Annotated in this window: 20 protein-coding genes and 4 pseudogenes; 18 read left to right on the top strand and 6 right to left on the bottom strand. The window is 70.6% G+C overall.

Annotation, left to right across the window (positions count from 1 at the left end; genetic code table 11):
- The first annotated feature begins 530 nt into the window (after positions 1-530).
- The gene (locus ACZ499_RS35555; protein WP_468680759.1) at positions 531-1,394 is read left to right on the top strand and encodes an SAM-dependent methyltransferase; all 864 of its coding nucleotides are present in this window, start codon (positions 531-533) and stop codon (positions 1,392-1,394) included.
- A gap of 273 nt (positions 1,395-1,667) precedes the next feature.
- Here the strand turns inward: ACZ499_RS35555 and ACZ499_RS35560 are convergent, their stop codons facing one another.
- A complete protein-coding gene (locus ACZ499_RS35560) occupies positions 1,668-2,447 on the bottom strand; it encodes an alpha/beta hydrolase family protein (RefSeq protein ID WP_468680761.1) in 780 nt (259 codons plus the stop codon).
- Positions 2,448-2,617: 170 nt separating this feature from the next.
- Here ACZ499_RS35560 and ACZ499_RS35565 point away from each other — a divergent pair, with 170 nt between their 5' ends.
- The 5 genes and pseudogenes from ACZ499_RS35565 to ACZ499_RS35585 all read left to right on the top strand — a co-directional run bounded on the left by ACZ499_RS35565 (position 2,618) and on the right by ACZ499_RS35585 (position 7,098).
- A complete protein-coding gene (locus tag ACZ499_RS35565) occupies positions 2,618-3,172 on the top strand; it encodes an acyl carrier protein (RefSeq protein ID WP_468680763.1) in 555 nt (184 codons plus the stop codon).
- A 1-nt stretch (position 3,173) separates the two neighbouring features.
- Positions 3,174-4,559 carry an AMP-binding protein gene (locus ACZ499_RS35570; RefSeq protein ID WP_468680765.1) on the top strand — a complete coding sequence of 462 codons (1,386 nt, stop codon included), beginning with the start codon at positions 3,174-3,176 and terminating at the stop codon, positions 4,557-4,559.
- Positions 4,549-5,211, top strand: a pseudogene (locus tag ACZ499_RS35575) (carboxylesterase family protein); the annotation flags it as partial. The gene ACZ499_RS35570 and the pseudogene ACZ499_RS35575, both read left to right, overlap by 11 nt.
- Before the next feature lie 91 nt (positions 5,212-5,302).
- Positions 5,303-6,088, top strand: coding sequence for a carboxylesterase family protein (locus tag ACZ499_RS35580; RefSeq protein WP_468680767.1), 786 nt, complete (start codon positions 5,303-5,305; stop codon positions 6,086-6,088).
- A gap of 365 nt (positions 6,089-6,453) precedes the next feature.
- Positions 6,454-7,098, top strand: coding sequence for a CBS domain-containing protein (locus ACZ499_RS35585; RefSeq protein ID WP_468680769.1), 645 nt, complete (start codon positions 6,454-6,456; stop codon positions 7,096-7,098).
- 396 nt (positions 7,099-7,494) lie between these two features.
- Here the strand turns inward: ACZ499_RS35585 and ACZ499_RS35590 are convergent, their stop codons facing one another.
- Entirely contained in the window at positions 7,495-8,355 is an 861-nt protein-coding gene (locus tag ACZ499_RS35590) for a LysR family transcriptional regulator (protein ID WP_468680771.1), read from the bottom strand.
- A 191-nt stretch (positions 8,356-8,546) separates the two neighbouring features.
- On the opposite strand from ACZ499_RS35590, the gene ACZ499_RS35595 reads away from it, so the two are divergent.
- Positions 8,547-9,236: an isochorismatase family protein gene (locus ACZ499_RS35595; RefSeq protein ID WP_468680772.1), complete on the top strand. Its 690-nt coding sequence runs from the start codon at positions 8,547-8,549 to the stop codon at positions 9,234-9,236.
- 110 nt (positions 9,237-9,346) lie between these two features.
- Positions 9,347-10,600, top strand: a complete 1,254-nt coding sequence (locus ACZ499_RS35600; protein ID WP_468680774.1) for an MFS transporter — start codon at positions 9,347-9,349, stop codon at positions 10,598-10,600.
- A 207-nt stretch (positions 10,601-10,807) separates the two neighbouring features.
- Here the strand turns inward: ACZ499_RS35600 and ACZ499_RS35605 are convergent, their stop codons facing one another.
- The gene (locus ACZ499_RS35605; RefSeq protein ID WP_468680775.1) at positions 10,808-11,761 is read right to left on the bottom strand and encodes a serine/threonine-protein kinase; all 954 of its coding nucleotides are present in this window, start codon (positions 11,759-11,761) and stop codon (positions 10,808-10,810) included.
- 13 nt (positions 11,762-11,774) lie between these two features.
- Between ACZ499_RS35605 and ACZ499_RS35610 the strand changes: the two are divergent.
- From ACZ499_RS35610 to ACZ499_RS35630, 5 genes and pseudogenes are all read left to right on the top strand, one after another.
- Positions 11,775-12,271: pseudogene (locus ACZ499_RS35610) on the top strand (transposase); the annotation flags it as partial.
- Positions 12,268-12,630: pseudogene (locus tag ACZ499_RS35615) on the top strand (HAD domain-containing protein); the annotation flags it as partial. The pseudogenes ACZ499_RS35610 and ACZ499_RS35615, both read left to right, overlap by 4 nt.
- A 462-nt stretch (positions 12,631-13,092) precedes the next feature.
- Complete coding sequence (locus tag ACZ499_RS35620) at positions 13,093-13,419, top strand: plasmid stabilization protein (protein ID WP_468680777.1); 327 nt, start codon at positions 13,093-13,095, stop codon at positions 13,417-13,419.
- 602 nt (positions 13,420-14,021) lie between these two features.
- Positions 14,022-14,990 (top strand): DUF2231 domain-containing protein, encoded by a 969-nt coding sequence (locus ACZ499_RS35625; protein WP_468680779.1) that lies wholly within the window; start codon positions 14,022-14,024, stop codon positions 14,988-14,990.
- A 283-nt stretch (positions 14,991-15,273) separates the two neighbouring features.
- Positions 15,274-15,687 carry a hypothetical protein gene (locus ACZ499_RS35630; RefSeq protein WP_468680781.1) on the top strand — a complete coding sequence of 138 codons (414 nt, stop codon included), beginning with the start codon at positions 15,274-15,276 and terminating at the stop codon, positions 15,685-15,687.
- 69 nt (positions 15,688-15,756) lie between these two features.
- Here ACZ499_RS35630 and ACZ499_RS35635 read toward each other — a convergent pair whose 3' ends face one another.
- On the bottom strand, positions 15,757-16,146 hold the full coding sequence (locus tag ACZ499_RS35635; protein WP_468680783.1) for a hypothetical protein: 390 nt from the start codon (positions 16,144-16,146) through the stop codon (positions 15,757-15,759).
- On the opposite strand from ACZ499_RS35635, the gene ACZ499_RS35640 reads away from it, so the two are divergent.
- From ACZ499_RS35640 to ACZ499_RS35655, 4 genes and pseudogenes are all read left to right on the top strand, one after another.
- The gene (locus tag ACZ499_RS35640) at positions 16,132-16,620 is read left to right on the top strand and encodes a winged helix-turn-helix transcriptional regulator (RefSeq protein WP_468680839.1); all 489 of its coding nucleotides are present in this window, start codon (positions 16,132-16,134) and stop codon (positions 16,618-16,620) included. The two genes, ACZ499_RS35635 and ACZ499_RS35640, sit on opposite strands and share 15 nt — an antisense overlap.
- A 1,055-nt stretch (positions 16,621-17,675) precedes the next feature.
- The gene (locus tag ACZ499_RS35645; protein ID WP_468680785.1) at positions 17,676-18,203 is read left to right on the top strand and encodes an RICIN domain-containing protein; all 528 of its coding nucleotides are present in this window, start codon (positions 17,676-17,678) and stop codon (positions 18,201-18,203) included.
- 233 nt (positions 18,204-18,436) lie between these two features.
- Positions 18,437-18,881 (top strand): annotated as a pseudogene (locus ACZ499_RS35650) (transposase); the annotation flags it as partial.
- A 163-nt stretch (positions 18,882-19,044) separates the two neighbouring features.
- Positions 19,045-19,395 (top strand): hypothetical protein, encoded by a 351-nt coding sequence (locus ACZ499_RS35655; RefSeq protein ID WP_468680786.1) that lies wholly within the window; start codon positions 19,045-19,047, stop codon positions 19,393-19,395.
- Between the two features lie 172 nt (positions 19,396-19,567).
- Here the strand turns inward: ACZ499_RS35655 and ACZ499_RS35660 are convergent, their stop codons facing one another.
- Positions 19,568-20,341, bottom strand: a complete 774-nt coding sequence (locus tag ACZ499_RS35660; RefSeq protein WP_468680787.1) for a helix-turn-helix domain-containing protein — start codon at positions 20,339-20,341, stop codon at positions 19,568-19,570.
- 183 nt (positions 20,342-20,524) lie between these two features.
- Between ACZ499_RS35660 and ACZ499_RS35665 the strand changes: the two genes are divergently transcribed.
- Positions 20,525-21,172 (top strand): PASTA domain-containing protein, encoded by a 648-nt coding sequence (locus tag ACZ499_RS35665; RefSeq protein WP_468680789.1) that lies wholly within the window; start codon positions 20,525-20,527, stop codon positions 21,170-21,172.
- Between the two features lie 84 nt (positions 21,173-21,256).
- Here ACZ499_RS35665 and ACZ499_RS35670 read toward each other — a convergent pair whose 3' ends face one another.
- Complete coding sequence (locus ACZ499_RS35670) at positions 21,257-21,541, bottom strand: hypothetical protein (protein WP_468680791.1); 285 nt, start codon at positions 21,539-21,541, stop codon at positions 21,257-21,259.
- Between the last annotated feature and the right edge of the window lie 225 nt (positions 21,542-21,766).

The following is a 21,766-nucleotide window of genomic DNA, read 5'->3' on the forward strand; positions in this document are numbered from 1 at the left end:
ATGCCCGGGCATGAGCAAGGCCAGCCTCCGCTCGAGGCCGCGACGTGCTCCTGACCTGCTGCGCCGGCTGCTCTTGGCGCAGAACCAGCTGCTGGCGCACCCGCCGTGCCCCCTGACCAGTCACGTGGGAGTGCTGCGCGCTGCCCCGGGCTGTGCGTCCTGGGCCGCTGCAGGTGTCTGGCGCGGCGGGGAGCGGGTTTGTGTCTTGCCGGTCCGGTACGCGGCCCAGTTGCCCTGCGCCGGACGGCGTCGGGTCAGGTCCCTTGGAAGCCGGGTTTCCCGAAGGGCTGTCGTGTCCAGGACCCAGGCTGGTGTCTGCGGCGGTAAATAGTCTGTGAATACAGTGGAGTTCGTGATCACGGGGACTCAAACCAGTGATAATCGCGTCGGCCTGTGAGTTCCTCGCCCCTTGCGGAGGTTCCGACTGATACGCGCCCGGGGCACTGATGTGCCAGTGCTCCTCCGCCGCCCGGGGGCCGGAAGCAGGAACTCCACCCACCATCCCCACCCCCTCACTCAGGAGAATCTCGATGATCGACGGTCTGAAGGTCCCCGAAGGCGTCGGGCAGACGGCGCTGGTCGTCGCCTGGATGCGACAGATGGAGAGCCAGAGACCCGACGCTCTGTTCCAAGACCCATTCGCCGACGGGCTGTTGAACGCGATCGCCGAGGACCAGTCCTTCACCGAGGTGTCTGAAATGGTCACCCGAGCGAGCAGCAGCACGCGCGAATACCCCGCGTACTTCGCGGTGCGCACCCGGTTCTTCGACGACGAGCTGCTCAGCGCGATGCGCGCCGGGGTCCGCCAAGTCGTCACTCTGGCTGCTGGAGTGGATGGACGGACCGTCCGGTTGGACTGCCCGCCGGGAACACAGTGGTACGAGCTCGACCTGCCGGACATGACGGCCTTCAAAGACGCGCTGATCGCCCACTCGGGACTGGCCACCACCTGCGAACGCCGCGGAGTTGCCGCGGACTTGACCGCCAACTGGCCCGACGCGCTGCGCGAAGCGGGCTTCGACGCCGACCAGCCGACCGCCTGGCTGGTGGAGGGCCTGCTGATGTACCTCTCCGACGAAGCGGGGGATGCCCTGCTCTCCGCGCTGTCCGCGCTGTCTGCGCCGGGCAGTCGGATCATGCTGGAGCAGCTGGAGGCGGCGATGCTGGGGGAGGAGGGCGAACCCTCCCGTGAACGGCTCGCGTCGCAGGGTGCCCGCTGGCTGTCTGCCCGGGACGACCTGCAGTCGTGGCTGGCAGGCCATGGTTGGCATGCTGAGGTCTACAGCGGAGCCGACCCCCGCATCGGGCACGGGCGCACTGTCTCCCGTCTGCCCGCCTGTTGGGTGGCGACCGGCACCCTGACAGAGCGTGCGGATGCCGACCCGGCTGGCTGAAGGCACCTCTGCGAAGGTCTCGATGCGCGCTCCGAGCGGCATGACCCACGTTGATGCGTTTCCACGAGGGGAGGTGGGGGGCGAGCGGCGCTGTCACGCTGGGTCCGCACTGTGCCCGCCCGGTCCACCACCGTGAGCTGAAGCAGGGATGAGCCGGGCGGCTCGGGGCTCCGCCCCACGAGGACGGCGTGGCGCTGCCGCTGAGGTCAGTCCGCCGGCTGCAGCTCGTCCAGCCGGATCTTGACGGCGGCCGCAGTTTCGAGCAGCCCGCGCTCACGCGCTGAGCAGCAGAGTGCTCAGGAAACGGGTCGCTGCGGGCAGCAGGGCGAAGCCGTCATGGGCGATGCCCGGGACGACCTCCAGGGTCGCCGTGGCCCCCCGATCCAGCAGGTGCTGATGCAGCATCGCGGCCTGGTCGACCCGGGTGGCGTGCGGCGGTCTCCGGCGCGACCGGGTGTCGCGCGCGCCCACGGTCACGTGCACCGGCACCGAACGCGGTGCGCCGAGCCGGGGCGTGACACCGAACTTCTCAGCCACGTCCGCGATTCCGGCGGGCCACGGCAGGGCTGGGTCGAGCCGGGTGATGGAGCCCGGGGCGCCGACCGACACACCGGCCAGCCGCTCCGCATGCAGGCAATAGAAGCGCAACGCGAACTGGCCTCCGCCGGAAAAGCCGTGCAGATAGAACCGCTCCGCACGGACCGCCCACCGGGCAGCAACTTCCTCGACCATCCGCAGCAGCACCAGGTCGAACCGGACGTCGCCCTGCCGCAGCGACATGTAGCACAGCACGTCGTCCGGCCCCGGAACGCCGACGGGGAACAGCGGGGCGAGGACCACGCATCCGTGCGTTTCGGCGAAGCCCGCGAGCGCATCCCGGAACCTCTCGGCGGTGCGCCGGACCCCGTGCACGACGACCAGCAACGGCCTCGGGCCGACCGGTGCGTGCTGCGGCACGTACAGGCAGTACGAGAACCGAGGGTCCGCCCGGCAGGCACGGAACGGAGTACGCCCGAGCTCCAGCTGATGGAGGTACCCCACGGCGACGCTCATCTGACCTCCGGAATCGACGACACCGGCATTCTTTCGCCAGGGCCGGGGGAACGCGCCCGTGCGTTCGGCAGCGCTCACCCGATGGAGTGAGGAAATGTGGCTGGTCGTCATCTGCTCTGCAGACTGTGTGCAGACTGGTGCGGAGAAACTGAACCAGTGGCTGGAGCGTCATGGGCGGGGAAGCCGAGAAGACAGCGCCGGGTGCGGCGCTGGTGGCAACGGTCGAGCAGGCCCTCGCCGGGCACCCGGGCGTGCTCGACGCGGCGGTGACGCCGGCCGGCGGAGGGGTCGGGGTCGTCGCGGTGCTCGGCGAGATGTACACCGCGCTCGAAGTCCGCGAGGACCTCCGCGCGGCGATGGCCGCAGCCGGGCACGAAGCCGAGCCCGCCGTACTCCCCGTCACCCGGATTCCGGAGCGGCCGCACGGGCCGGTCGAGGAAATCGCGGGCCCGTCGGGCGTATCCCGCTACGAACCGCCCAGCTCCGAGCTGGAGGCGGGCCTGGCGAGTCGGCTCGCCGGGCTCCTCGGCCTGCCGCGGGTCGGCGTCCTCGACGACTTCGTCGAGCTCGGCGGGGACTCGCTGACCGCGGTGACCTTCCTCAACGCGCTCCAGGAGGCGTACGCCGCACCGCTGAGCGTCGTCGAGCTGTTCTCCGCCGGCACCGTGCGCGGGATCGCACAGCTCCTGGCTGGACGGCTGGCGGCCTCGCCGCAGGTGGCGTGACGTGCACTCGCTCCGGCTCGCGGCGGCCCCCGCGTTCCTCGATGGCGTCCAGGCCGTCCCCGCCGAGTCCGTCGCCGCCGGCTTGGACGCGGCCAAGCGCGGACTCACCCGGCCGGACAAGGCGCTGGTGGCGATCCTCACCGGGCGCGGCCTGGCCGGCCTGTTGGTCTACCTGGGCGCCCTCGACCTCGGCCACGCCGTCCTGGTGAAGGAGCAGCCGGACCGTGCCATCCGGGACGCCCTGCTCGCCGCCTACCAGCCGGAGTTCGTGCTCGACGCCGGCGCCGAGCCGGTCCCGGCGGGCTACCGCCCGAGCGGCGAGCTGTGCGGGGCCCGGATGCTCAGCCGGGAGGCCGTGGCCGACACCGCCGTCCACCCCGAGCTGGCGTCGCTGATCACCACCTCGGGCTCGCTGGGCCGCCCCAAGGCCGTCCGGCTGTCGTACGCGAACCTGGCGGCCAACGCCGAGGCGATCGTGGCCTTACTGGGCATCAGACCCACCGACGTCGGGATCACCTCGCTCCCGTTCGACTACAGCTTCGGCCTGTCCGTCGTGAACACGCACCTGGCTGCCGGTGCGCCTCTGGTGCTCTCCCAACTCAGCCCGACCTCACGGCGTTTCTGGCAGGTCGTCGCCCGTACCGGCGTGACCAACCTTGGTGCGGTTCCCCTCACGTACCGCCTGCTGCACGGCACCGGCTGGCGGCCCGCCGGCTTCCCCGCGCTGCGCCTCGCCTACCAGGCCGGGGGCCCGCTGGAGCCGGCCCTGGTCGAGCACTTCGGCCGCCTGATGGCCGACCACGGCGGCGGTTTCTGCCCGATGTACGGCGCGACCGAGGCCACAGCGCGGATGTGCTGCCTCACCCCGGACCTGCTCTTCGACCACCTCGGCTCAGTCGGCCGATCAGTGCCGGGCGGGCGGATCTGGCTGCGCGAGGTCGGCGCAGACGGCGTCGGGGAGATCGTCTACCAGGGCCCGAACGTCATGATGGGGTACGCGTCTTCGCGCGCTGACCTGGCTGCGGGCCGTACCGTCACCGACGTGCTGCACACCGGCGACCTCGGCCGGCTGGACCGCGGGATGCTCTACGTACTGGGCCGCAAGGACCGGCAGCTCAAGCTGTACGGTATGCGGATCCTCCCGGAGGAGATCGAGCGGCGGCTGGCCGTGGTGGGCCCGGCCGCGGTGGTGCCGGCGGCGGCCGACACCGCCGTGGTCTTCGTCGAGGGCCGCAGCGAGTCGTTCCGCGACGCGTGGCTGGACGTGCTGCGCGAGCTGGAACTGCCCGCCGAGTGCCTGCCATTGCGCGCGGTGGCCGGTCTGCCGCGCACCGGCTCCGGCAAGGTCGACCTGAACCGCCTGCGGGTGCTGGCCGATGCGCTCTGACCTGGGTACTGAAGAGCCGGTCGTGGAGACCGGCTCGGGCCGGGTGCGCGGGTTGCCGGTCGGCGGGGTGTGCGCGTTCCTCGGCGTACCGTACGCCGCGACCACCGCAGGCGCGGCGCGGTTCCAGCCGCCTCGCCCGCACCGGGGCTGGGCCGGGGTGCGGGAGGCGACCTCGTACGGCCCGGCCTGTCCTCAGCGGCCGCTGACCGAGGCGTTCGGCGCGCGCCCGGCCGTGGTCTCGCTGCTGCCGCTGTTCGGCATTCCCACCGGCGTGGCCGAACAGGGCGAGGACTGCCTGGTGCTGAACATCTGGACGCCCGGCACCCGCCCGTCGGCCCGCCGCCCGGTGCTGGTCTGGCTCCACGGCGGCACCGACTTCGGCGCGGGCGACTGGCCACGGTTCGACGGCACCGCCCTCGCCCGTGCGGGCGACCTGGTGGTGGTGACGATCAATCACCGGCTCGGCGTCTTCGGCCACCTCGACCTGTCCTGGACGGGCCTGCCCGAGTACGCCACCTCCGGCCGGGCCGGGCTGCTGGACCTGCGGGCGGCGCTGGACTGGCTGCGGGACAACGTGGCAGCCTTCGGTGGCGACCCGGCGAACCTGACCCTGGCCGGCGGTTCGCGCGGTGCCTCCCGCGTTGCCGCCCTGCTGTCCGCCGGCGCACCCGAACCGCCGTTCCGGCGCGCCATCCTGACCAGTCCGCCGCCGCCCCGCCCGGCCGCCCCGCCCGGCCGCCGCGGTGACGCCGGAGGAGGCGGCCCGGAGCGTCCTGCGCCTGCTCGGCATCCCGGTCGGTCGGCCCGACCTCCTGGCCGCCCGGCCGGTCGGCCAACTCCTCGACGCCCAGGCAAGGTTGCGTGCCGAGCACCGGTACGCATTCCAGCCCGCAGTCGACGGCGGGCCGGTCGAGGAGCGGTGCTACGCCGAGCTGGCCTCCGGCGTGGCCCCGCACGTCCCGGTGCTGATCGGCAGCGCCCTGCACGAGACCACCCGCACCATCGACGCAGACCGCGCCTCCTGGGACGGCCTGAGCGACGCCGAACTCGCCCGCCGTTGCTCGCGGATCGCGCGCTGCGATGTCACCGGACTGATCGCCGAGTACCGGCGCGAGCGGCCGCGCGACCCGGCGCGCAGGATCGCAGTCGCGGTCACCACCGATGCGCTGTACCGCTTCCCGGCCCTCGCCCTGGCCTCCGCCCGCAGCGCCACCGCGACCGCCCCGACCTACGCGTACGTCTTCGCGGGCGGGACCGCCAGCCACGGCGAGGACGTCCTGTTCTTCTTCGACAACCTGCGCCACGCCGCCCTGGTCTCCCGCAACCCGGCCAACGCCGCGCTGGCGCAGGCCGCGAGCGCGGCCTGGATCACCTTCTGCCACGACGGAAATCCCGACGTCCCCGGCGTCGGCCCCTGGCCCGCCTACGGCGAGGCTCGCCGGGACACCCTGCTCTTCGGCACCCCGACCCGCACGGTCGCCGACCCGTTCGCAGCCCGCCGCGCGGCCTGGGCCGCCGCCCGTTGCTGACCCGGTCCTTACGACTGGTGAGCTCGCATGTTGAGGTGTCGCGTATGCGCGGCTGAAGCCCGCAGCTCAATGACGCTGAGTGAGCGGTCAGGGGGTGACCTGATCATCCCCGTCGACAAGCGCAAGGGCCGGCGCCCAGCGTCGCCTGCATCTACCGCGCACTCGGTCGCGCTCCCGGCCGTGGGACCGCCAGCCCTCCCCGCCAGGCCGAACGTCACTGGCGGCCGGAGCGGCGCGGTGCTGTCATGGGTAGGGAAGACGGCGTGGACGAGCCGGCAGGGGCGCGGAGGCCGACGCTCCGCGCGTGGTCCGCCCGGGCGGACCGATCGCGGCCGCCCCGTCGCACAGCGGAGGAGGCCGATGCCATGCTGTACCGCCGCAGGGTCGGTGACGTGATGACCGAGGATGTCGTCACCCTCCGCCCCAGCACACCGTTCCAGGAGGTCGCCGCCCTGCTGGACGCGAACGACATCGTCGCGGCCCCGGTCGTCGACGACCACGGCGCTCCCGTCGGTGTCGTGTCCGCGGCCGACGTGCTGCGGCACGAGACCGGCATGCCCGATCCGCAGAGTCAGGACGGGAACGACGAGCGTGCCTGGGGCAAGGCCCGGGCCCGGACCGCGGGCGCGCTCATGAGCAGCCCCGTCTTCACCGCCCGCGCCGACTGGACGATCCCCCGGGCCGCACGGGAACTCCGCAGGCGGCACGTTAAGCAGCTGCCGGTGGTCGGCGACGACGGGCTCCTCACCGGCATCGTCACCCGCAGTGACCTGCTCGACGCCTTCATCCGCTCCGACGTCGAGATCCGCGGCGAGGTCGAGCAGGACGTCCTGGGGCGCATCCTCGGCCTGGACGAGGGCACCGTCGCGGTCGAGGTCCGGGACGGGGTCGTCACCCTTCGGGGTCACGTCCCGGAACCGCGCCTCGTTCCGGTGGTGGTGGGCCTCTGCCAGGGCGTCGACGGTGTCGTCGCCGTGGACGCCCACCTCGCCGCCGCCCGGGCGGGCTAGGGCGTGTTTCGAAAGTAGCGTCGTCCGCCCGAAGGGCGGGGCCGCCGGGCAGACGGGACTTTCGAAACACGCCCTAGGTGTTCTGCCCCGGGAGTCCGGCCGCAGCAGCGGCAGGCCGACCACCAGGTGCAGTCGAGCGGATCCCGGCACGGGACCGTCCCCACCCACCCACGATCACTCTCCGTCTATCGCATCTGATGCGAGAATTGCGCATCAGATGCGCCCCGGAGGCGTCTTCGCAGCTCAATCGCCCGATGGAGTGACGCACCCGCAAAGGCGCCGCCGCGTCCACGGCGGCGGGCGATATTCCTCTCCGACCCGCGACGCGGCGGTGTCTGCTCCTTCAAGACGGAGACGTGACCGACGCGTTCGGCCTACCGGGCGCCGCGCCGCTGCCTACTTGATGTGGCGTAGCAGCGCGGTGACGGCCGGAGGCACCTGCCCGCGGGGATGCACCATCATCACCTTCCAGGTCGGTGCGTTCTGGGCGAACCGGCGTGCCGTCAGGTCGGGAAAGCGGGCGGCCAGGGATTCCGGCATGATGCACACGCCCAGGTCCTCGCGGACCAGGTCGGTGGCGCTGAGAATGTCGTTGACCTCGAAGGTGGCGATGCGGTCGACGAGGGCCGTACGAAAGGCACGGTCGACCGAGTGCCGGATCGCCCAGCCGACGGGGAATTCCACCAGTGGCAGGCCGGCCACCTCGGCGAGGGTGGCCGGTCGCTCGGGTTCCACGGCGCGGCTCGGCGCCGTGACCAGGACCATCTCCTCCTCCTTCAGCACGCGTGCGGCCAGTCCTCGCTGCTGGGGACGGGCCAGCGCCACGACGGCCACATCCGTGGTGCCGTCGCGCAGTGCCCGCAGGAGGCCGTCCGCCGACGCCTGGCGAAGCCTGACCGTCACCTGCGGATGCTGGTGACGGAAGGCGGCCAGCGCCTGGGCGAGGCCCGTGTAGAGACCCTGCATGACGCCGACCGTGATCTCTCCCCGGAGCTCTCCTTTGGTCAAGTCAACGGCGGCTCGGGCCTGTTCGGCGGCCTGTAGCGCGGCACGCGCGGCCGGGAGGAACGCCTGGCCCGCCGGGGTGAGGGACACCCGGTGGGTGGTCCGGTGGAACAGCGATGCGCCCAACTCGCGCTCAAGAGCGCGCACCGTGGTGGACACCGCGGACTGCACCACGTGCAGGCGTCGCGCCGCCGCGCTGAAGCCGCCCTCCTCGGCGACCGCGATGACGAACTCCATCTGCCGAAGATCCATCACGCACTCCCTACGGCCAACCCCAGGCTATCTCTGACAGAGATTACCGTCATCTCGAACCATCTCCTGGGCTTGGGAAGCGATCGCTGTGGAACGGGGTTGAATAGGTCGTAAGCAACCAAGGGCACATATGGCGAAACACGGGCATTCAGCCCGATATCGGACGCCCGCCCTTACCCCAAGGAGACATCGTGTCGAGCAACAACGGCCTCATTGACCCCGCAGACGCCGCGGTACTGCTGGTGGACCACCAGAGCGGTCTGCTGCAGATCGTCAACCACACCAACGTCCGCGAGCTGCGCAACAACGTGGCCGCGCTGGCGAAGGCCGCCTCTCTGGTCGGCGCCCCGGTGATCGCCACCGCGTCGGTCCCCGAGGGCCCGAACGGCCCGCTGATCCCGGAGGTGTTCGAGAACGCGCCCAAGGCGACGTACGTCCAGCGTCACGGCGAGATCAACGCGTGGGACGTGGAGGGCTTCCGCCGCGCCGTCGAGCAGACCGGCCGCCGTACGCTCCTCGTCGCCGGCATCATGACCAGCATCTGCGTCGTGGAGCCCGCGCTGTCGGCCCTCGCCGAGGGATACGACGTGTACGCCGTCATCGACGCCTCCGGCACCTACTCCGACGAGGCTCAGCGGGTCTCGATCGAGCGCCTGAGCCGGGCCGGCGTCAAGGTCGTCGACGTCCTTGGCGTGGCGGCCGAGCTGCAGAAGACCTGGGCCCGCGAAGACTGGGCGGACTGGGGCGGCATCTACGCGAGTGTCAGCCCGGGCTACGCCGCCGTCATGGAGTCGGTGGGCCGCGCCCAGGCGGAGGCCACCGGCGGCGAGGCCGCCGGGGCCGAGGTCACGTGGGCCCAGGACCGCGGCCAGCTGGCCTGAATCCCGTCGCTGCTGTCCCGGGCCGGTGCGCCCGGGGCAGCGACCGACCCCCACGGACGGCGTCGATCCCGGACGCCGGCCAGCAACCTTCACGAAATCGGAGCAGACACATGTCGTTGTCCGCACCCCGGCCCGCTCTCCGGGCACCCGCCGAGGGCGGCGGCAGGCAGCACTCGGCCCGCAGGCACGGTGCCGGGTTCTGGATGATCGCCTCGGCGTTCGTCACGGCCATGGCGTTCTCCACCGTCCCGACGCCGCTGTACCCCCTGTACCAGGCACGGGAGGGCTTCTCCACGTTCACGGTCACGATCGTCTTCGCCGTCTACGCCATCGGCGTACTGACCAGTCTGCTGCTGGCCGGGCACGTCTCGGACTGGGTCGGCCGAAGGAAGGTCATGATCACGGCGCTGGCCCTGGAACTGGTCGCCGCCGCGCTGTTCCTCACCGAACCGTCCCTGCCGGTCCTCCTCCTCGCCAGGCTGGTCACCGGCCTCGGCGTCGGCATGCTCACCGCGACCGCCACCGCGCACCTGCACGAACTGCACAGCGCGCACCGCCCCGGCGCCTCCTCGCAGCGCTTCGAGATCGTCTCCACCGCGGCCAACATCGGCGGCCTCGGCTTCGGCCCGCTCGTCGCCGGCTTCCTCGCCCAGTACCTCGACGCGCCGCTGCGCCTGCCCTACCTCGTCTTCGGCGCCCTGCTGCTGATCAGCATCGCCGCGGTCGCGCTCACCCCCGAGACAGTCGAGGAGCAGCACGTCAGGCCGACGTACCGCCCGCAGCGCGTCAGCGCCGACCACGGCGACCCGGCCGGATACGTGGCCGCCGCAGCCGCGGGCTTCGCGTCCTTCGCCGTCTTCGGTCTGTTCACCTCGCTGGCCCCCGGGTTCGTCGGCCACACCCTGCACCACCCGTCCCGCGCACTGGCCGGGCTGATCGTGTTCGCCGTGTTCGGTGCCGCCGCGGCGGCCCAGTCGCTCACCGGCCGGCTCGATGCCAAGGTACGCAGGAATATCGGCCTGCTCGCCCAGGCGGCAGGGGTGGCCGCACTCGCCATCGGCATGCGCACCGCCAGCCTCCCCGTGTTCCTGGTGGCCGGCATCGTGGCCGGCATGGGCGCCGGAGTGCTGTTCAAGTCCGCGGTCGGCACCGTCGTCGCCATGGCCACGCCGGCCAAACGCGGCGAAGCTCTCGCCGGGCTCTTCCTCATCTCCTACCTGGGCCTCGCCCTGCCCGCGATCGGCCTCGGCATCGCCACCCTCTACACCACCGTGACCGCCGCGATGACGTGGTTCACCGGTGTCCTGCTCGCCCTGCTCACCGCGGCGGGTGTACTCGCCCGCCGCCCTGGCGGCACCGGCTGAGCGCGCCGTCCGCCGCCGGGTCCAAGACTCGACCCGTCCCCAGAGTGGTCGGCGTCAGTGCTGGTCAGGGCGCTGTTTTGGTGGGGTGCACTGCTTGGATGTGCCTGCGGGGCACATCCTTGAGCGCCGGATCGGACCGTCCGGCCCACCTGGTTCCCAGGTCGCGGATTGGCGGCCCCGGTGGCGTATTCCGGAAGTGGGGGCAGCTCACGCGGTTGCGGGAGGCTGCGGATGCTGCGCCGAGCCGGTGCCGGGCGAGAACCAGGCCAGGCTGACGAGCAGCGCCACGGTGAAGAGAGCGGCGCCGCCCAACACTGCCAACAGTGGGGAACGGCGGTGGAGCGGCAGGCGCGAGCGGCGGGGCGTGGCTCGGTGCACGCTCGTCTTCCACTCGGTGCCCGCCGCCGGGACGAAGGCGCCCTGCGCGGGGGTGGTGGGCACGGACGCGCCCGGCATCGAGGTCGCAGGAGCAGCCGGACCCGAGCCGGTCATGGACGGCCCGCCCGGGGGCCTGCGGTCCTGGTGTTCCTGTGGCAGGGGCTCCGGCGCCCCGCGCCAGGCTCCGTGCCCGAACCAGTCGGCCGCCTCCTCGACGGTGGGCCGGTCCCTGGGTTCCTTGGCCAGGAGACCGAGCAGATAGCTCTCGAAGGCGGGCGGGAGGCCGGCGGTGATCTGCCGAGGCGGCACGGGGGAGGCGTCGAGGTGCTGATGAAGCACCGCGAGGGCGGTGTCGGCCTGGAACGGCGGTCGGCCGGTGAGGAGTTGGTACAGCACGCAGCCGAGGGAGTACATGTCGGAGGCCGGGCCGCCGGTGCGGCCCAGGGCCCGCTCGGGCGCGAGGTAGAGGCCGGTGCCGACGATCTGCCCGGCGGCGGTGAGAGCGGCACCGGGGTCGTCGAGGAAGCGGGCAATGCCGAAGTCGCCGATCTTCAGGGTGCCGTCCGCGTCCAGCAGGAGGTTGGCGGGCTTGACGTCCCGGTGGACTATGCCCTCCCGGTGCGCGGCGGCGAGCCCGGCCGCGGCCTGCGCGGCGATACGGCCCACCCGCTCGGCCGACAGCGGACCGGAGGCGGTGAGCACCCGGGCGAAGTTGTCCCCGTCGACCAGTTCCATCACCAGGAACAGACGGCCCTGGCGGCACGTGCACAGCAGGATCGACACGGCCGAGCTGCCCGTAGGCCCTCAGACCAGGCGGCAGGGACGCCCGTACACGCTGGTGCTGAACGTGGTCAAGGCCCTGCCGAAGTCGGCCCAGCCCGGAGCGAAGAAGGCATTGCAGGAGATCTGCAACGCTGAAGACCGCGATCACGCCGAGAAGGCCGTCAAGGACTTCAATCGCGCCTACGGCGCGAAGTGGCCCAAGGCGGTGAAGAAGGTCACCGACGAGACCGATGAACTCCTGGTGTTCTACGACTTCCCCGCCGAACACTGGGTCCGCCTCAGAACGACGAACCCGATCGAATCCACCTTCAGCACCGTCAAGTTGAGGACCCGGGTCACCTGCGGAGCTGGCAGCCCGTAGCGGCCCTGGCCATGGTGTTCAAGCTCACCGAGTCCGCCCAGGCCCGCTGGCGCGCGATCACCGCACCCCACCTCGTCGCCCTCGTCCGCAACGGCGCCACATTCCACAACGGCTACCTCGTCGAGCGTCCCGAGGCGAGCGCAGCATGACCAGGCACGGGAACCGTCCACTGCTCTTCCTGGACGTCGACGGGCCACTCCTGCCGTTCGGTGACGGCCCGCAGTGCGATCTCGCGGGCACCGCATCCAACTCGCACATCGCGCGGCTCAACCCGCAGATCGGGCCGCGGCTCGCGGCGCTGCCGTGCGACCTGGTCTGGGCCACCACCTGGGAAGAAGAGGCCAATATCGAGCTGGCACCGCGACTCGGCCTGCCGCAGCTGCCGGTCGTGAACTGGCCAGAGCCCTCAGCCGCCCACGAACGCGAAGACCAGTGGTTCGGGCTCCACTGGAAGACCCGAACCCTCGTCGCGTGGGCGGACGGACGCCCGTTCGCCTGGGTCGACGATGGTAGGCAAGAAGACGCATGAGGCCGTCGAAGAGTGGGGTCACATCACAGTGAGGGGGTCTCCGCGGAACTGGCCGCAATCCCGGAGTTTGCTGAGCATGGCGAGGCTACCTGTGGGTTGGCAGGCCTGGCGGGACGAAGGCGCCCGAGGGAATCGGGATGTGGCGCCGCCTCCCCGTGGTGTCCGGTTGACCTGCCGCGCGGCTCCGCCTGGCCCCGAGTGCGCCGGACGGGGCCGCGCCGGTGCAGGTGGAGGTGCGGGTGCCCGTGCCGCTGGGGCCCCGTGGCCGGGATGGCGTGCGGGCACCCGCTTGGCCGTTCTCGCGTCGCGGTCGGTGGCTGTCCGGCGTGGACTTGTAGCGGGGTTGCTGGGATGCGCCCCGGTGGGCACTGCGGGTAGTTGTTGCCCGGCGCGGGATTGGCCCACCGATGGGAATTCGTTCGGACGATGAGGAGCGGTGTGATGCCGAGAGGTTCGAGTGCGAAGCGGGAACGGCAGTACGAGCACATCAAGGACAGCGCCCAGAAGCAGGGGCACTCCACGTCGCGCTCGAAGGAGATCGCCGCGGCGACGGTGAACAAGGAACGGGCCCGGTCGGGGGAGTCGAAGACGGCGAGCAAGTCGTCGACGCAGGGCAAGTCCTCCTCCCAGCGCGGCGGCGAACGCTCCCACACCGGCTCCCAGGGGCGGACGAAGGAGCAGTTGTACGAGGAGGCGAAGAGGCGCAATATCGAGGGCCGCTCCTCGATGAACAAGCAGGAACTGCGCAAAGTCCTCGGCGGCGGCTGACCACTTGCGCGACGGGCAACATCACCCCGGCGGCTCCAGGGTCGCGACAGCCCGGTGAGAGCGGGCCCGACAGGTCAACGCCCTCCGGAGAGGCCAACCGGTCGCGCTGTGATCAGCATCCGTGTCATTGGTTACCCCGACGGGATGGGTGGTCGAGCCCCGTCCCGGGAGGGTTCGGCAGTGAGCCCGCCCTCCGCTCCTCGCCCGCCTTGGTCAGGGAGCGGGCTTTGCGCTCAGTGTGCCCATGACTGGCCAGGGGCGCACGACATCCCCGACGGCACAGCGTCAGTCGGCGTGCGAGTTCCCTTGTTGCCCGCGTGCGGGAACGCCGCAGAGTCGCAAGGCCGCGGTTGCCACTAGGGCGTGTTTCGAAAGTCCCGTCTGCCCGGCGGCGTCTGGCACGCACGCTCGCCGCGTTGTCGGGATCACCCCGATACAACCAGTATCGGGGCGACCCTCCGCCTTGCGATCGCACGCACCAGACGCCGCCGGGCCCGCCCTTCGGGCGGACGACGCTACTTTCGAAACACGCCCTAGGCCGACCGGGGTGGAACGGGACGCCGAACCGTTTGGGCTGGGGGATCGGCGGTATACCGCAGAACATGCGTCTGCTGGCAGCGATGTTTCCCAAATCGGCGGTGAGTTCCGTGGGCACTGGTCCGTCGCTGGGCTGTGCGTTTTCTTGTGATGGCCCCGTCGCCCTCCTGAAGGCGCTCGATGCGGTGGCACAAGTGGAGGCGGCGGACGGGCTGATCGGCTCGCTGCAGCGCTTCGTGCGTGGGCTGCCGCTGGGCCGGTATCGCGATGTGCTGCACGGCCGGCAGCTCGGCCATCCGCTTCACCCGGTCCTGGTGCAGGTTCCCATCGGGGCATGGCTGTCGGCGGCCGTACTGGATGTGATGCCGGGAAACGCACGCAACGCGCGGTTCCTGGTCGGGGTGGGGGTGGTCAGCGCCGTACCAGCCGCGTGGGCGGGATGGGTGGACTGGGCGGAACTGCGCCCGCAGCAGATGCGCACCGGTCTGCTGCACGCCGTGTCGATTGCCACAGCGATTGGTTTGTACGCCGGCTCCTGGGTTGCTCGCGGCGGCGAGAGGGAGGAGCTGGGCAGGGGTTTGGCCTTCGCGGGCCTGACCGCGGCAAGCGTGGGCGGAGCGATCGGCGGCCATGTGGCCTACCGGCAGGCGGCGGGCGCGAACAAGGCTGAAGCCGTCGCGCATCTGCTGGAACCCGGCTGGCACAGCCTGGGCAGCGCGGAAGCCTTTCCCGAGGGCCAGGCAGTGCGGCGGATGCTGGGCGAGGTGCCGGTGTGCGTGGTGCGGGCCCCGGGGCGGCGAGATCCATGTCCTGGCCGACTGGTGCAGCCACCTCTCGGGGCGGCTCTCCGAAGGCACCGTGGCCAACGGATGCGTGGAATGCCCCTTGCACGGAAGCACGTTCCGGTTGTCGGACGGCTGGAACGTGCATGGCCCTGCCACGGCGCCGCAGCCCGTCTTCGAAACGAGAATGCAGACAGACGGAACTCTCCAGGTCCGCCTACCCGGCGCCGGATGAGCTGGTCCTCGTCGTGAACCACCGTCCAGATGTCACGTATCTACGAGGACGGCGGTGGGGTCCGGACGCGAACGCGGACCAGATCAGCGCGCGGACCGTCTGCCACGCGCCCGCGCCGCCAGGCCCGGGGAAGCGGTCTGCGCTGGTCCGGTCCTGGCGAGTGAGCAGGCAAGCATGGAGACAGCACGTGTAGCACGGGTGAGGGGCCGTGATGGAGCAGTTTCGAGCCCTGGCATAGTCGGGTGTTAGAGGTGGTCCACCGCGGGTAGTCGCCCGGGCAGAGACCGGAGGTGACTCGGCATGCTGTTCCTCGGACTTCTTCTGCTCGCCGCGACCGCTGCCTTCACGGGATTGGCGATCTCCGACAACCTCGGCGGCGGGCCCCATTACACGGTGTCACTGCTCGGCAACGACATCGCCACCATGAGCACCCTGGCGATCTTCTGCGCCGGGCTAGCCCTGGCCCTGATCTTCTCGCTGGGCCTGTGGATGGCCACCGCTGGAGCGATGCGTCAGCGCAGCCGAAGGCTTCGGATGCGCGACGAACGCGACGCGATGGCCGCCCGGCTGTCCGAGCGTGAGATGGCCGCGGGGCCGCAGACGTCGGCGACCGCTGGCCAGGCGGATCCGGTGGCGCCCACGCCACCGGGGCCTGTGGGGGCGCCCGCACCGCACCGCCACCGCGCCAGGCGAATCCACCTCTTCGGCCACTGAGACGGGACGGCTTGGTCCGCCCGTCTATGAGCCCGAGCCATGTGCGCCGGGCCGAGCGCTTGGCCACCGTTACAGGGAGATCAGACCGGCTCTCGTCTCCTTGAAGCCATAGGCTTCGAAGGGGAACGGACGCAGATACTCGTCGAAGTAGACATGAAGCCACTCGTATTTCGCGGTACGGGCCTCTTCGGCGGCAGTGGTGACAGGCGCTGCGCCGCCGCCTGTCGTCCGGTGATCTTGGGCGGCCACCCGCTGTCCAGGACGAAGGTATGAGCCGAACGGTCCCAGGCAACGTTGACTTCTCGCCCAGTCCGCTGTGGTCGCGGACGTGAATGGGGTCAGATGACCGCGGTCGACGATCGAGCCGTTGCTGCCGCAGCCGGGGTCGCCGAAGTTGGTCGAAAGCAGGTCACGGGTGCCCGGCGGGCAGGCGCGGTGCGAGTCCTGTTCGCGCTCCACACCGGATCCAGTGGGAGTGGCTGCCAGCCGTCCAGCCGGGTCGACGAGAGCGAATGCCCCGTCGCCCGGTCGGTGAACGCGATCGGCGACTGGTGGTCCCTGCTGATCGTGCGGGACGCCTTCGACGGAAGCCGGCGCTTCGGGGAGTTCCAGCGCAGCCTCGGCGTGGCGAAGAACATCCTTGCCGCGCGTCTGCGCACCCTGGTCGCCGGCGGTGTCCTCGAATCCGTCCCCGCCTCGGACGGCAGCGCCTACCGGGAGTACGTACTGACTCCGAAGGGCAGGGCGCTCTTCCCCGTCATCGTGGCACTGCGGCAGTGGGGCGAACAGAACTTCTTCGCCCCCGACGAACCACACTCACAGTTGGTCGACCGCCGACACGGACATCGCCTCCGCGCACTGGAAGTGCTGTCTGCGGACGGGCGACGGCTGAACCCCGACGACACCACCGTCCACAAGATCGTCACCCAGTGATCTGAGCCGGAGTCCCGGTGACGACACGCCGCTCTGCCGATGCTTCCGTGGCCGGGTGGGATGAACGGCGCGAAGGTTGCGGCGCGTGTTGCGAAAAGCATCCGAGGCCACCGTGTCCGTGGGCCCCTTCACCGAGAGGTGCTGCGAGCGGGGAGGCGAGGCGCGACCTCCTGGCGGGATATCAACTCGTCCAGGGTACGGTCGAAGATGGGATTGGTGGCGGGTCCCGCTGGACGCAGCGGGTCCTCCGGCTCCCGGGCGGCCTCGGCACCGCTGCGTCCAGTTGGCGCTCGATCCAGGCAAACAGCGACGCAAGAGGGGAGTCCTCGGAAGGTCTGCCCGGTGGTCCAGTTGGCGGTGAGTAGCCGGGGCATGGCCTGGAGCGGGCAGGAACCCGGTAACTCCGCCCGGCCGGCGAACCAGGTCAGCCACTTGCCGAGGGCGGGCATTGACGGGTCCGCGGCCTACGGGCCCTCGACGGCGCGCAGCCTGATCAGCCGACCGAGCAACCGGAGGTACGCGATGCCCTCACAGTCGGGCACGAGGAGCTGCGGTGCGCGCAGAAACCGTCGGCGTTCCTCCTTCTCCTTTTCACGGTCGGAGTGCGCCGTGGCGTAATTCCTCAGATAGGTCAGGAATTGTGCCGTCGCCCCCGCCGGGTGCGCAACACAGCTGCGCGCGCTGGCTCCGGTCCCAGGCCAGGTAGCAATTGGCGACGAAGCCGGAAGGCATCGCTCAACGCCTTCCAGATCGTGTTCGAGGGCCGACTCTCCACGCCGGCCGGTCACTGAGCCGCGAGCCCCCGCACAGGCTGTCCGCAGTGTGAGGCGCTGCGTCAGAGCGCCGATGCGCCGTCCTGGGGCGCCGTCCGCTCGACGTGGCTGGTTGTGCCCTTCGCGCGGGGGTGGGCGGTGCGGAAGGGTGTGGGAATCTCGCAGAGCATGCAAGACGGTGGTGTAGTCCGGGGAACGCCTGTGAGTGCCGGCACATCCGCTGCCATGGTCATCGTCGGCCCTCGATGTGGGCCGGCGCTGCTTCTCTGATCGGAGGGCACCATGAACCATCGCTCCAGAGTCTCCGGGTTTCTCCTGGCCGGCGTACTGTCCGGCACCGGTCTGCTGGTGACGGGCCAGCCCGCCCAGGCGGCCGTCCCGAACTACTTCGCCTTCACCAACTACGGCAGTGGGAAGTGCGCCGGACTGTCCCCGGCCAACTACTACGACAACGGGGCCCGGGTCGTCCAGCAGACCTGCAGCGGGCAGCCCGAGCAGCAGTGGGCGCCGGTGGGCCTGGGCAGCGGCAACTACCAGTGGGTGAACGCGCGCAGCGGCAAGTGCATGGACGTCAAGGACGGAAAGAACGCCGACCGCACCCCGATCCAGCAGTGGGACTGCACGAACACCGCAGGAATGTCGTGGCACGTGTACGGATCGATCCCGACCCCGCTCCCGGTCGGCGTGGTCTCCAAGATCGGCGGCCGCTGTCTGGACGTCGCTGCCGGATCCGGCGAGGACGGCGCAGCCATCCAGACCTATCACTGCACGAGCGGCAACACCGCGCAGGCGTGGGTGATTCACCAATAGCCGATGCTGCTCCAGTCTTGGCGAGCGGCAGCATCCTTGTCGTACCGCGAAGATCCTGCCGGGGGCTGACTGGGGAGAGGCGCGACAGCTCGCGGCCGGGGGAGGGGTCTCCCAACGGTCCGGCCGTCACCGAGGGGGAGCGAGGTCCCTGGTGGTTGTGCTGGGCCGGGCCAACCGTGTGTGCGGTTCTGGTTGCCTGCTCGATCGTGGGAGATGCCATGGGCTGTCCCCCACGCGAGTGGGACACGAGAGCGGGCACCGTCGAACCGGCCATTCCCGAGCTGCGGTAGGGCAGTTACTTCCGGCACTGGCTTCTCGAACGGATGGCGGGCCGAGCAGGCCCTGCTCTCGGTGGTGGCCGCCGCCTACCTGCTCGGCGTCTTCACGCGCCGGGTCGAGAAGCTGGCTGAGTCCCTCGGCGTCACCCCGTTGGTCAAGTCGCAGGTCTCGGCGATGGCCCGGCATCTGGACGAGCAGGTCACCGCGTTCCGCAACAGGCCCCTGGACCACGGGCCTTACGCATTCGTCTGGATCGACGCACTCACCCAGAAAGTCCGCGAGGGCGGCCGGATCATCAACGTCCACGCGCTGATCGCGGTCAGCGTGAATGCCGACGGCCATCGCGAGATCCTCGGCATCGACGTCGCCTCCAGCGAGGACGGTGCCGGCTGGCTGGCCCCGCGGAGCGAGGCCAGTCGTAGCAGGAGAGGGGTAGGCGGTCGGCGGTGGTACCGCAGGAGTTGAGGGCCGAGTGGGCTCCTGGGGTGACGCGTTGCGGCGGGCGGCTGCGTACCGTGCGGGACCAGGACGTGGTCCGCGTCCGCAGCCCAAGGGGGCCTCCATGGGATCGATCAGCCAGCACCTCGCACTGACCGGCGTGGTTGTCGCCCTCGGCATGGGCCTGGTCTTCGCATCGTCGGCCGACGCGTCGCCCCGCCCAGTCGAAGTCACCGCAGATGTGACGGTGCAGGCCCGCAAGGATGTCTGCTTCACCGGCGCCTGCGGCAGCGCGACGGTGAACTCCGTCTGCCGGAACACCGCCAACGTCCGGATGTCCGTGAACGACACGACCTGCAGGGCCGGCAAGAAGCCCAAGATGCGCATCCAGGCGCTGCAGTTCAGCTGCTCCCAGCAGAAGACCTACGTCTGGAAGGGCCCGTGGCACAAGTACACCAAGGGCTGCGGTGGCTAGCAGCTGTGGACCGGCGGCTTCCGGGGCGAGGAGCCGCTGTACGCGATGAGGGTGGAGATCTGCAACGGGAGCCGCTGCGAACCTCGGGCTGGATGAACAACCCGGAGTGAGCGGCACAGAACCGCCTCCGGCTGACGCGCGGCTCCCCGCCCCCGCAGCCGACTTTCACCAACTACGCGGACGCTCTCTCCGGGAACGCGCGGGTGACCGCGGCCATGCGGTTGGAGACCTGCAACCGCCGGTAGGTGTTCTCCAGGTGCTTGCGCACGGTCCCTTCGGATACTCCCAGCCGGCGGGCGATCTGGACGTTGGTGTGTCCGGCGGCGAGCAGGTGCAGCAGTTGCCACTGCCGGGGCGTGAGCTGGGGAGCGGGGTGCCGACGCCGTTCGGCCTCCAGGTATGCCTCGTACAGGTGCGGCCGCAGCAGCGTGAGCAATGCGCGGTCCCGCTCGGAGAAGTCCCGGCCGGGCCCGCGGAACAGGAAGATCCGCAGGGTCCGGCCGGGGCCGCTGGTCCCCGGTGTCCCGGCGGGCATGCAGAGCGTGAGCTCGTGCTCGATTCCCAAAGGCCGGTAGTAGTCGGTGTACATGCCGGTGCTGTGCCATTGCCTGGCTGAGTAGAAGTCCGTGATCGTCAGGACGCTGCGCAGGTCGGCGCTACGGTCGGGGTAACTGCAGGGCTCACAGTCCCAGTAGTGTTCCCAGTGCGTCGAGTCGGCGGCGTCATCAGGCGTCTCGTCGCCGCCGGGGCCGACCTGTGCCAGCCACCACGCCTCCCGGTGACTGTCGAATCCCGCGACCGTCAGTTCGTCACAACGGATCTGACCCGTCAGGTCACTGAGCAAGGACGGCGGCAGCCCCTGCGCCGGCACGTCGGTGCGAGTCTCGGTGACGATCCCCGCCAGGGTGCGCAGATCCAGGTCGCTGACCGATATCGGACTCCCCATCAGGTCCCCTTCATCCGCAGGCCGACCTCAGACTACCCGGCATCTGTGGTGCGCGGGCATACGCAGACCCGCGTATAGCGGCCGGTCGCGGGCCCACCCATGCTGAACGCGACCGACCGTGACGCGGTACATCAGGGCCTGTACCCGCTCACCTCCGAACCGGGCCCAAGAGGGAAGGCAACCATGCGAGTCCGCAGCAAGATCTTCGCAGGCGTGCTGGCGGCGGCCTCGGCCACCGTCCTGAACGTGGCAGGAGCAGGAGCCGCCAGCGCAGTCCAGCTCGCACCCGCGCGCGCCACACCCGTCGCAGCGAACGCACCCACGGCGTCCGTCCCGGCGCGCACCGCCATCGCGGCAGCCACACCGCTGGTGTTCGACGTCAACGGCACGTTTACCGATGGGGGATCCGCGCGGCCGGTGATTTCGGACGTCAACGACATCCTGACGGTGGACATGTCCTCCCAGCACCGTCCGACCGCCACCGGTGTCGTGATCAACAGCGACACCATCCTGGTCACCTTCCCCGACGACGCCACCTACAGCGCCAAGCTGCAGGCACCGAACATCATCAGGTGGTCCAACGGTTCATCCTGGCAGAAGCTCAACCTGGCGCAGGTGCCGAACGTGCAGGACGACACCCGGGAAGAGGCCACGTCTGTCCTGAACTCCGCGGGCTTCGCCGTCGGCGGGGTGACCAAATTCGTCGACTTTGATTGCCGTTACGACAACACGGTCGCCAGCCAGAGCCCGGCCGCAGGCACGTTGGCCGACCTGGGAACCGCGGTGAAGCTCAGGATCGGGGTGCTGCCGCTGAACGGGCAGTGCAGGTGACACGCCCGTCATGAGCAGGCTGTCCGCACGGACAGCCGGTTCCACCTCTGCCTGGTGCGGTGGTGCGGTGGTGCGGTGGTGCGTTCAGGTCAGACTGCGGGCTTCGTATGCCGCCGCGGACCAGGCGATCCCGTTCTGTGCCGGTGTGAGCGTCACGGTGAGCAGGCTCCGTCCGCGGGTGAGGCCGGGAGGTAGTTGACAAGGGTCGTCGAGCCAGCGGCGGTCGGTGTGGGCGAGGGGCTGGTACCAGTTGCCCACTCGGTGCCCGTCGACGGTGATCTCCGCTTGCTGGGGGGCTTGTTGTTGGTCGGAGGTGCGTCGCAGCTCGACACCGTTGTTGAGGGGGTCGATGGCCAGGGCGAAGGTCACGGGGGTGCGGTCGCCCGGGTCAGGGCGCGGAGCCGGGTGGGCGTGTGGGCATCGCCTACGAAGGCGGAGTCGAGCATGGTGGGGGAGCCCGCAGCACTGGGTGTGTAGCGATGAGCCCGCTCACTGGGGGGGGGGGCGTCGCGGCGGGGCGGCCAACCCCCCGACCACACGTTGGGGGGGTCCTTCCCCCACTCGCGGTCGAGGGTGTCGATCGCACGCGATGCC

Source organism: Streptomyces sp. NPDC031265, assembly GCF_055570295.1.

Bases quoted from the DNA above. Each gene is read 5' to 3' on its own strand.
- ACZ499_RS35630 (WP_468680781.1), top strand. From the start codon at position 15,274: ATGCTGTTCCTCGGACTTCTTCTGCTCGCCGCGACCGCTGCCTTCACG.
- ACZ499_RS35585 (WP_468680769.1), top strand. From the start codon at position 6,454: ATGCTGTACCGCCGCAGGGTCGGTGACGTGATGACCGAGGATGTCGTC.
- ACZ499_RS35590 (WP_468680771.1), bottom strand. From the start codon at position 8,355: ATGGATCTTCGGCAGATGGAGTTCGTCATCGCGGTCGCCGAGGAGGGC.
- ACZ499_RS35645 (WP_468680785.1), top strand. From the start codon at position 17,676: ATGAACCATCGCTCCAGAGTCTCCGGGTTTCTCCTGGCCGGCGTACTG.
- ACZ499_RS35560 (WP_468680761.1), bottom strand. From the start codon at position 2,447: ATGAGCGTCGCCGTGGGGTACCTCCATCAGCTGGAGCTCGGGCGTACT.
- ACZ499_RS35660 (WP_468680787.1), bottom strand. From the start codon at position 20,341: ATGGGGAGTCCGATATCGGTCAGCGACCTGGATCTGCGCACCCTGGCG.
- ACZ499_RS35555 (WP_468680759.1), top strand. From the start codon at position 531: ATGATCGACGGTCTGAAGGTCCCCGAAGGCGTCGGGCAGACGGCGCTG.
- ACZ499_RS35565 (WP_468680763.1), top strand. From the start codon at position 2,618: ATGGGCGGGGAAGCCGAGAAGACAGCGCCGGGTGCGGCGCTGGTGGCA.
- ACZ499_RS35620 (WP_468680777.1), top strand. From the start codon at position 13,093: ATGCCGAGAGGTTCGAGTGCGAAGCGGGAACGGCAGTACGAGCACATC.
- ACZ499_RS35625 (WP_468680779.1), top strand. From the start codon at position 14,022: ATGCGTCTGCTGGCAGCGATGTTTCCCAAATCGGCGGTGAGTTCCGTG.
- ACZ499_RS35655 (WP_468680786.1), top strand. From the start codon at position 19,045: ATGGGATCGATCAGCCAGCACCTCGCACTGACCGGCGTGGTTGTCGCC.
- ACZ499_RS35665 (WP_468680789.1), top strand. From the start codon at position 20,525: ATGCGAGTCCGCAGCAAGATCTTCGCAGGCGTGCTGGCGGCGGCCTCG.
- ACZ499_RS35600 (WP_468680774.1), top strand. From the start codon at position 9,347: ATGTCGTTGTCCGCACCCCGGCCCGCTCTCCGGGCACCCGCCGAGGGC.